Origin of the sequence: Sphingomonas sp. 28-62-11 (assembly GCF_002278865.1) — a bacterium.
Classification (GTDB): Bacteria; Pseudomonadota; Alphaproteobacteria; order Sphingomonadales; family Sphingomonadaceae; genus Sphingomonas.
The window spans coordinates 1-9,663 of record NZ_NCGB01000058.1; the positions used below are offsets into that span (position 1 = coordinate 1).

The window sequence follows — 9,663 nt, forward strand, 5'->3', positions numbered from 1 at the left end:
GACCCGTAATAGTCGCGCGCCTCTTGAATCGCCTCGTCTTCGGATTCAGCGACAAAGACTTTCGTTCCGACTGCATTTCGAGGGAGGTCAGGATGAGCTAAATCAGCGACAGCAAGATCCAAATGAGCTCGATCATCAATTATTTCCGGCCCAAACCACGCCGGTATCCGGTGCCCCCACCACAACTGCCGGCTCACACACCAGGGCTGGATATTCTCCATCCAGTTGAAAAACGTCTTTTCCCAACTCTTCGGCACGATCTCGATCGCACCTGAGCGTACCGCCTCGATTGGGGCCTTGGCGAGCGCCGCCGCATCGACATACCATTGATCGGTGAGCCACGGTTCGATTACCACGCCGGAACGGTCGCCGAACGGCGTCTGGATCGTGCGCGGTTCGGCGTCATGCGGCTCGCCATCCTTGTCGATATGGGGCACGAGGCAGCCGAGCGCTTTCATCCGCTCGACGACCAGCTCGCGGGCGCCGGGCATGCCGTCTTTCTTGAAACGGTGCAGACCGATGAACTCGGCGGGCACGAGCCCGTCCGCCGTCTGAACCACATTCGCCTTTGCATCGAGCATATTGAGCATATCGGCAGGCTTGAACCCAGCGCGCTTGCCGACTTCGAAGTCGTTGAAATCATGCCCCGGCGTGATCTTAACCGCGCCCGAGCCCAGTTCGGGATCGGCATGATCATCGGGGATGATCCGAATACGCCGCCCGGTGATGGGCTGATCGATGAATTTCCCGATGACCGATTGATAGCGCGGATCGGCGGCATTCACCGCGACCGCCATGTCAGCGAGCATCGTCTCCGGCCGGGTCGTCGCCACCACGATATGATGGCGGCCGTCGTCCAAGGTCACGCCATCCGCCAGCGGATAGCGGAAATGCCAGAAGCCGCCCTTCACCTCGATCGTCTCGACTTCGAGATCGCTGATCGCGGTGCCGAGGCCGGGGTCCCAGTTCACCAGCCGCTTGTCACGGTAAAGCAGGCCCTGATTATAGAGATCGACGAACACCTTGATGACGGCTTTCGAAAAGCCCTCATCCATCGTGAAGCGTTCATTCTCCCAGTCCATCGAGCAGCCGAGGCGACGCAGCTGGCGCGTAATCTCACCGCCGCTTTCGGCTTTCCATTCCCACACCTTGGCGACGAAATCCTCGCGCGAGAAATCGGTGCGCTTCTGCTGCTTGAGCGCCATTTGCCGCTCGACCACCATTTGCGTCGCGATACCGGCATGATCGGTACCAACCACCCAGAGCGCATCCTTGCCCTGCAACCGCGCATGCCGCGTCAGGATATCCTGCAGCGTGTTATCAAGCGCATGGCCGATATGGAGCGATCCCGTAACATTGGGCGGCGGGTTGACGATCGTCCATGGCTCCGCCCCCGGGCGATCGGGATGGAACAGGCCGTTCGCCTCCCAATGCGCGTACCAGCGCTGCTCGATGTCGGCGGGGTCGAATGTCTTGGGAAGTTCGCTCATGCCCTGCCCTTAACCGGCAGTTCCGGCCTTCGCTACAATTATGCTGCGCTGCGCAAGTGCGCCAGCGGGACGCGGTGGATCAACGCCGCCAATTATCTACCTTGCGTGATCCGGGCGATTTCGCGCGCGACCATGTCCTCGACCATGCCGGGCAGTTTGGCATCGAGCCATTCGCGCAGCATCGGGCGGAGCATTTCACGCACCATGCCCTCAAGCGTTTCGGGGGCGTGCGCCTCTGCGGCCGGGGCTGGCTTCACCACCAAGCGGGACAGTGTGTCCAGTGCGCCGCGGCTCGCCTGTGCTGCCGTCTCCGATAGAATGGAATCGTTCGCCACCGGCTGAGAGACCACGTGATCATCGTCGAGATCGTCGATCACCGGGTCGCTGAGTTCAAGGACATCGGCGGGATCGGGCGCCGCACGGCGCAGCGGTGCGGGTGCAGCTGACACAGTCGACGTCGGGCGCGGCGCACGGCGGCCCCGGCTGACGGCGCTGCCGTCACCCTCTTCGGCAATGATCCGCTTGATCGAAGACAAGATGTCTTCCATCGACGGTTCTGCGCTCACATCGCCCATTACCATGCCCCGCCGTCTCAATCGCCGTGTCAGCGATCCATTACCCCGGTGTTTGGCGGATTTGCGTGATGGCTGTCAACCTATCGCTCGATAATCGCCGTCTGTGGCGGCGTTGATGCCGTGCTGGTGGAAACGCCTGTAGCCGCCGGGCCATCAGCCCAATCCGACAGCTTGTGATGGACCCGATTGAAATTGACGGTTGGATCATAAAGCGGGCCGACTTCCAGCCCGAGATCCTTGGCCTCGGCGTGCCCCATTGCCGCCAGCAGCGCAAAGCCGGCGACATAGGCATCGCGCTGCGCCGTCACCAACGTCACGCGGGAATTCAGCAATTCCTGTTCAGCGTTCAGGATTTCCAGGATTGTCCGGTTGCCAACGCTGTTTTCCGCCTTCACGCCTTCAAGCGCCAGCTGGTTCGCTTCTACCGCAATCTCGGCCGATTTGATCACTTCCAGCGACGATTGCCACACCGCAAAGGCAGAACGGACCTGCGCAATTACGCCACGTTCCGCCTCTGTCAGTTGTTCGATCGACTGGCTCCGCCGCGCCTCTGCCTGACGAACCTGGGCGGCCGGACCGCCCCCCTGGTACAACGGCAAGGTCAACCGCAATCCGAGTTGTGACGTGCGATCGAATTGCGGGAAGGTTACCCCAATCAGGCCGCCGCCGAGCGTGCCCAAAAAGTTGGTATAGGCCCCCTGAACAAACGCATCGACCCGCGGCAGCCGCGCTGCTTTCGCGACCCGGATATCATATTTGGTCGCGTCCCGCGCCTTTTTGGCGGCCAGCAGGTTCGGATTGTCGGCAAGCGCAATTTCGACTGCTGCGGTAGGATTGCTCGGCAAGTTCGGCAAAGGCGGCGGCGTTTCCAGTGTCCCGGGTGCGCTGCCAACCAGGCGAACATAGGCTTCTCGGCTTGAGATCAACCGCGCCTCAGCGCTTTGCAACTGGCTTCGCGCCAAAGCCAATCGTGCATCGGATTGAGCGACATCGGTTCTCGTGAGATCGCCAACTTCGAACCGGTCCTTGGATGCGCGCAGATTCACGTCGAGCACACGCACATTCTGTTGGTTGAAACCAACGATCGCTTCATCCCGGATCACATCCATATAAGCGCCAACGACGCTGCTGAATAAATCGGCTTCAGTTCCCCGCAATGATGCACGTCCACCCTCAACACGGGTATTGGCGGCAGCGATGGAGTTCTTCACCGATCCCCCGGCATAGACGGGGTAAGTCAGGCTTCCCTGGGTGTTGGTGAGCCGCGAGGGTGCCGTGAAACTGGACACCGATACGACCACGTTTTCGCTATAGGTGCTTTGCAGCTGAACAGCTGGCAAACCGCTTGCCCGGGCAATCGGCACGGTTTCATCTATCGCCCGAACGTTAGCACGCTGCGCTGCCAGAGTCGGGTTGGTCTTATACGCTTCCGCCATCGCTTCGCGCAGCGTTTCCGCCGAGGCTGGCGCCGCTAGTGCAAGAAGCGCTACCCCGGCCATGACGCGGGACTTTACGACGGAACAAAACGACAGCGGCATCATGAGGTCGTACTTTCTCAAAAAACAAACTGCTGGGGGGTGGCAAAACCGGGCAGGTTAACACAATCGACATCGGCGAAATCGGTCAGCCCGAAACCGCCCGCGCTGCGCCGCCCTGAAGCAAGCCGGGTTACCCCGCGATCGACAATGCCGGTCACGAGACGACCGCCAATCGCCATCTGATCGATGATCGCCTGTGGCACGCGCGGCACCGCGCCATCAATGACAATGACGTCATAGGGGGCGCCTGCTCCATGCCCCTTTTCAAGCGACCCATGAACGATCGTCACCTTCGCGTTGCCAGCCAGAGCCGCTTGGGCAATCGATACCAGCGCTGCATCGCATTCCACCGCGACAACCTTGGCCGCCATTTCGGCCAGCACGGCTGCCGTATAACCGCCCGCCGCGCCGATCAGCAAAACCTTGTCAGTTGGTGTTACCGCAGCCTCGTTCAGCAGCCGCCCGGTCGCGATCGGCACATTGGCGGCGCGGCCCGCGCCCAGCGGCAGCGCGGTATCACGATAGGCCAGCCCAGCGACGGGCGCTGGCAAAAAGGCTTCGCGCGGCACCCGGCCCATGACGGCAACCAGGCGCGAATCGCTGACCGCATTGGTCCGCAACTGGTTTGACACCATCGCCTGGCGCATTGCCGCAAACTGGGCCTGATCCGCAATCGTCACCACTTAGTCCCCTTGGCACAACTGTTTTAGGTGTGCAATACACCATTGCCGCTGACGCGCTTGTATATCGCAGGCGCCGCAGCGCCAAGCTAGGTTGCAATTTTAAACTGACAAGGTTCTCACTGGGTTGACAGCCCCGCCTTGCCCGCGCATTGCGCCCCGCTCTGGCCCGATGGCGGAGTGGTGACGCAGAGGACTGCAAATCCTTGCACCCGGGTTCGATTCCCGGTCGGGCCTCCACTTTTCAGCAACCGCAGGTTGGCGCACTCGTCCCGATCAACCGGCGGCGCGCGTTTCCCGCGCGGGCTCCGTGATCGGGCGGCGCCAGCGGGTCGGCTCGCGACGCCCACCCTGCGATGCTTCGCGGCGATAGGTGCTGGGATCGGCGCCATATCCATCCCGAAACGCGCGGCTGAAATGGCTGCGGCTCGAAAAGCCGATATGCGCGGCAATCACTTTCACGGGAATGTTGGTCGACCGGAGCATTTCCGCTGCATGGTGCAACCGCGTGCGTGCCACGAACTCCATCGGGCTAATCGCAAAAGCATTCGAGAATTCGCGCGCAAAGGCTGATCGGCTCATCCCGGCAATCGAGGCAAGCGCTGCAACACTATGTCGCGCCGCCGGCTTATCGAGCACTGCGGTAACGGCTTTACCAAGGCGAGCGTCTCGCAGCGTACTCAACAGGCTCGTTTCGTGCTCGCTCCGGGCGAAATGGCGCCGTAGCAGCAAGAGCACACAGGCCTTCATCAAGGCCCCCGCAAGCGCCCGCGAACCAAGATCATGAGTCGCCATTTCGGCGGCCATCAAGTCGTAACTCGTCTGCACGATCGGCAGATCGATCAAATTTTCGACGATCGGCTTCCGTACGGTATCGAGCAGCCCGAAAGAGCCCGAGATATTGGCGGTGATCGTCCCGCAAACAAAACGAAGCTCCCCGGCATGCCCGCCGGTTGCATCGAACCGCAACATGCCGTTTGGCGTAGGCGAACAATTATCCATCGCCACCAGCTGGCGGCCAGGGGCATCTTCGGCACCGATTGTCTGAGAAAGATGGGGCGGCACCAAAACGACACTGCCAGGGCCGCACTTGATTGGCGCATAGCCCGGCACGGACAGATACATCGTCCCCGCCAGCACATAATGAACCTCGATTTCGTCGCCAGGGCGAGCAACCAACTGAAGGCCACGATTAACTTCGCAGATCGCGAAAGCATCGACCGAAATATCGAGTGCCATCAGCAATCGATCCAAGATCACCTCGGTCATGTCAGTCCCCCTCGGACGTGAATAACGTTCGGGCAGACCCTTACCCACATGTTCGGTCGACTAGAAACGGGGTGCGATTAGATTAGCACGATGACGAGACGATATGAGACGAATGACTTGAATCATTAACAATAAATCAACAAAAACAGCAGTTAGATGATACTACCGCCGCGTTCGGCACCACGTGCCATCAACCTGCCAATGGCATCGAACAGCGAATCCATTGCCACAGGTTTGAACAAAACTTCATCGGCCCCATCACGCATGCAGCGATCACGCAGGTCGACCGCCGTGTCTGCGGTGATGACAATAACGGGCAACAAGGCCTTGGCATCAGATCGCGCACGGATGTGCTGGATGGCTGTCATCCCGTCCATCCCCGGCATTCGCAAATCCATCAGCACGACATCGAAATCATGGTCTTCGATCAGCTGCAGGCCCACTTCGGCGCTTTCGGCACCGACCATTGTGGCACCGGCAACGTCGAGCATATCCTTTACGACACGACGATTCATGGAATCGTCTTCGACAAAAAGAACGTTCACGGGCGGTGCCCGGGAGAGCAACGCGGTGTTTTGAGAGGATAAGTCATGTTAGGTGCCATATCGCCTCAAGCCGCTTGCGATACAAGCCGTTGCTCTACGCCAGAACCGAGTTCTTTTGCGCGCTGCGGATAAAGCGCATCGACAAGATCGACGCCGCTGACCGGCTTGGTGATGATCTGCGTAACCCCCGTTGCGACCAGCCGGGCGGTTTCCGCAACGTCCGTTGCCGACCATAACAACGTAACGCGCGCGCGCATCACCAGCGAACTCGCGGCAATCAGTGTGAGCGCTGCATCGACGTTGCTTTCCGCACGGGCGGTCTGATCGTCAATCAGCACCTGCTGCGGCGCATGTTGGGCGATCAGGCGAACCGCCTCATCGGCGGAACCAGCAAAGGCGACCTCCCCTGCCCGCGGCGCGAGCAAAGCACGCAACATGCTGCGCGAAATGGGATTGCGATCAACAATCAGCAATGCCGGACCGGTGCGGCCGCCCGCCGTTATCGGCGCCGTCTCTGCAGCAAGCACGAGCGGCAGCGTTACTGCAAAGCATGATCCCTCGCCTGGCGTGCTGCTGACCGTCACTTCGCCGCCCATCGCGCGCGCAAGATTGCGGCAGATCGACAAGCCGAGCCCGGTGCCGCCAAACTGGCGCGTGGTGCCGGCATCGACCTGACGGAAGGATTCGAAAATAATGTCCAGCTTGTCGGCGGGAATGCCGATGCCGGTATCGGCAACCGCGAGGCGCAGTCGCCCATCCTCTGCCGTTGTCGCTTTCAGCGTCACGGTACCCGTGCTGGTGAACTTCAGGGCGTTGGACAGTAGATTGAACACAATCTGGCGCAACCGCGCTGGATCACCCTGGATCATCACCGGGCTTTGATCGAGATCCACCACAAAGGCGATGCCGCGCGCCTGTGCCTGATCCTCCCACAAGCGCGATACTTCGCGAAGCGTTGCGGGCAGATCGAGCGGCACGCTTTCGAGCGTGAGGTTGCCCGTTTCCATCTTGGCGACGTCCAGAATATCGTCGACCAGTGCGCGCATCGTCACCCCAGCGCCATGCACCACCGTCAACCGGTCGCGCGTGGCGGCGCCAAGGTTCTGATCGGCCAGCATCACCTGGGTCATCCCCAAAATGCCGTTCAGCGGCGTGCGGATCTCATGGCTGGTGGTCGCCAGAAATTCAGTTTTTGCGGCGAGCGCTTTTTCGAGCGCGGTATTGGTCGCGGCAAGATCGACGTTGGCGGCGCGCACCTCATTGCGACTCCGCCGGATCGTGATCAACCCGAAGATCAGCATGCCGACGCCAATCAAGGATGCAATCACGACGCCGATAAACACCACGCGTTGCTGGCGCGCGCGCGCTTTTTCAAAGGCAGCGCTCTGTAACGCCTCATTGGCTTTGAGGGTCGCAATCTTGGCGTCTTTGTTCGCCGTATCGAACCGGGCGGCCATCAGCGCCGTGTTCGTCGATGCGGCCAGCTTGGCGGTTTTATCGTCGAGCCGCTTCAACGCCTCCAGATGTCGCAAGGCCAGATCGGCCCGGCCAACCTTGCTGAACGTTTCATAGGCCGTTTCATGCGCATCGCGGAACGACAGACTGGTATCGGTAAGGTCGACCCCCCTGAACGTTGCAGAAATGGCAGCAGCCGCGCGCTGAAACTGCCCGCGCTGCAAAGCTGCCTGCGCTGCAATGGCGAGAATCTGATCACGCCAAGCCTGCCCCTCGCCAGTCGACGTTAGCCGCATGCCAGTCGCAATCGTCCGGTCGGCGGCAGCCAGCTTCCCAGCACGCAACTGGGTGCGGGCGATATTGCGGAGAATTCGTGCTTGTAAGATCGGGCTTTTCATCTTGCCCGCAACCTGCAGCGCCAGACGATATTGGGCTTCGGCTTCGGCGAAACGCTCATTCTCGACCAAGTAATTGCCACGATTGTTGAAGTTCGAGATCTCCAGACCAAAATCACCTTTGTAGATTTCGGCCGACTGCGAATCATATTTCATCGCCGTTTCGAAATCGTCGGCCTCTCGGTACAGCGATGCGATTTGCTGGAGTGCAATGGCTTGGCTCCGTGTTTCACCCAGCGCACGGAAAATATTGTGGGCGGTTTGAAAATCGGCGAGCGCACTGCCCACTTTGGCGTGTAACGTATCAAGCTGGCCGCGTGAGAGCAGAATATCTGCATGTAACTTCGTCGGTACGCGCTCGCGTTCAACCGCTGCCAAAGCCTGCGAGATTAACGGTGCTGCGCGATCGGGATCGTTTAATCGCAAATGGGCTTCACCCTGCAGCCATTGTGCTTCGGCAATGCCGCGGTTACGTTGATCATTATTGGGCGTTGCCGCAATAATCCTTTCGGCCTGTCGTGCTTTTGCAAGCGCAACCGCCGCATTGCCCCGCATCTGTTCTTTGGCTTCGATGAGCAATCGTGTCGCCGCAGGCGACACCGACACTGTTACCGTTGGAACAGGTGGGGCAGCCAACAAAGGCGCAGAGAAAAACGTTGCTAGCCAAAGCGCAAAAAGGCCCAGTCGAGCGCCAGGGCCTCCCCGCAGTTTCACGAACGGTAACTCCATAGCTCGGTTATCGCACAAAGCTGTTAAGCGAGGCCTAAGAACGCCAGCTTAGGCGCTTTTCCAAAAGCTGGCCGGTCTGAAAAAAGAGCCGCGCGGCTCGGCAGCGGCGCTCAGATGTCGATCTTCCTCGAGAAACTGGCGGAATGCGCCAATCGAAATCGGGCGGCTGATCAAGAAACCCTGCACCATATCGCACCCCATCACGCTCAGCAGGGCCATTGCCGCCTGAGTCTCGACGCCTTCCGCCGTCACCTCCATGTCAAGCGCATGGGCAAGATCGATCGTTGATCGAACAATAAGCGGATCGCGGTTGCTGCTGGTCAATTGCGTAATGAACAGTTTGTCGATCTTCAGTTCGCTGGCCGGCAATTGCTTCAAATAGGCAAGCGACGATAGTCCCGCCCCATAATCGTCTATCGCCAGGGCGATGCCGACCTCGGCGAAAACCTGAAGATGCGCAATCGCGGTTTCGGGATCACGGATCACCGAGGTCTCGGTAATTTCGAACCCAATCCGTGCACCGCCCGATTGCACCATCTGACACGCACGCGCGACAAACGCAGCATCACCAAGCAATTGGCCTGAGATGTTGATGAAGATCAACAGATCATGCCCAGCAGCGGCCAGCATCTTCTGATCGGCAATGACCTGCGCGAGCGTCCACAGGGTCAGCGGGCCAATGGCGCGCGAATCCTCAGCGGCGGGAATGAAATCACCGGGCAAGATCAGCCCGCGGACCGGGTGTTGCCATCGTACGAGCGCTTCGGCGCTGCAGATTTCCTGGCGACGCAGATGAACTTTGGGCTGGTACTGCAAAAACATCTCACCGCGCTCAAGCGCCTTTTCCAGATCGCGAATCAAGCTATGCCGATCAAAACTCGGTGCGGTACTGGATAGGTCTCGAAACACCGGCACGTGCGTAAACCGGGCCTCTTCAATCGCCTGTTCGGCCTCTTCCGCCAGTCTGATATCGTCGGCGGATGCAAC

General features: G+C 59.9%; 8 protein-coding genes and 1 tRNA gene. 1 reads left to right on the top strand and 8 read right to left on the bottom strand.

What is annotated here, in order from left to right; translation table 11 throughout:
- The 4 genes from B7Y49_RS14215 to B7Y49_RS14230 all read right to left on the bottom strand — a co-directional run.
- The coding region (locus B7Y49_RS14215) for a class I tRNA ligase family protein (protein ID WP_374128263.1) at nt 1-1,490 on the bottom strand (1,490 nt) is incomplete at its 3' end.
- Nucleotides 1,491-1,582: 92 nt separating this feature from the next.
- A complete protein-coding gene (locus B7Y49_RS14220; protein ID WP_374128264.1) occupies nt 1,583-2,065 on the bottom strand; it encodes a DUF2497 domain-containing protein in 483 nt (160 codons plus the stop codon).
- 80 nt (nt 2,066-2,145) lie between these two features.
- Complete coding sequence (locus tag B7Y49_RS14225) at nt 2,146-3,606, bottom strand: TolC family outer membrane protein (RefSeq protein ID WP_374128265.1); 1,461 nt, start codon at nt 3,604-3,606, stop codon at nt 2,146-2,148.
- Between the two features lie 14 nt (nt 3,607-3,620).
- Complete coding sequence (locus B7Y49_RS14230; RefSeq protein WP_374128270.1) at nt 3,621-4,250, bottom strand: protein-L-isoaspartate O-methyltransferase; 630 nt, start codon at nt 4,248-4,250, stop codon at nt 3,621-3,623.
- 199 nt (nt 4,251-4,449) lie between these two features.
- Between B7Y49_RS14230 and B7Y49_RS14235 the strand changes: the two genes are divergently transcribed.
- Nucleotides 4,450-4,523: transfer RNA gene (locus B7Y49_RS14235), tRNA-Cys, on the top strand.
- A 36-nt stretch (nt 4,524-4,559) separates the two neighbouring features.
- Here the strand turns inward: B7Y49_RS14235 and B7Y49_RS14240 are convergent.
- The 4 genes from B7Y49_RS14240 to B7Y49_RS14255 all read right to left on the bottom strand — a co-directional run.
- Nucleotides 4,560-5,552: an AraC family transcriptional regulator gene (locus B7Y49_RS14240; protein ID WP_374128266.1), complete on the bottom strand. Its 993-nt coding sequence runs from the start codon at nt 5,550-5,552 to the stop codon at nt 4,560-4,562.
- A gap of 152 nt (nt 5,553-5,704) precedes the next feature.
- Nucleotides 5,705-6,097, bottom strand: coding sequence for a response regulator (locus B7Y49_RS14245; RefSeq protein ID WP_374128267.1), 393 nt, complete (start codon nt 6,095-6,097; stop codon nt 5,705-5,707).
- Nucleotides 6,098-6,162: 65 nt separating this feature from the next.
- On the bottom strand, nt 6,163-8,583 hold the full coding sequence (locus tag B7Y49_RS14250) for an ATP-binding protein (protein WP_374128268.1): 2,421 nt from the start codon (nt 8,581-8,583) through the stop codon (nt 6,163-6,165).
- A gap of 141 nt (nt 8,584-8,724) precedes the next feature.
- On the bottom strand, nt 8,725-9,663 hold a 939-nt coding region (locus tag B7Y49_RS14255), incomplete at its 5' end, for an EAL domain-containing protein (RefSeq protein WP_374128269.1).

What these genes read in the sequence shown, in the direction of transcription:
- B7Y49_RS14220 (WP_374128264.1), bottom strand. Translation starts at nt 2,065, where the DNA reads ATGGGCGATGTGAGCGCAGAACCGTCGATGGAAGACATCTTGTCTTCG.
- B7Y49_RS14225 (WP_374128265.1), bottom strand. Translation starts at nt 3,606, where the DNA reads ATGATGCCGCTGTCGTTTTGTTCCGTCGTAAAGTCCCGCGTCATGGCC.
- B7Y49_RS14230 (WP_374128270.1), bottom strand. Translation starts at nt 4,250, where the DNA reads ATGCGCCAGGCGATGGTGTCAAACCAGTTGCGGACCAATGCGGTCAGC.
- B7Y49_RS14240 (WP_374128266.1), bottom strand. Translation starts at nt 5,552, where the DNA reads ATGACCGAGGTGATCTTGGATCGATTGCTGATGGCACTCGATATTTCG.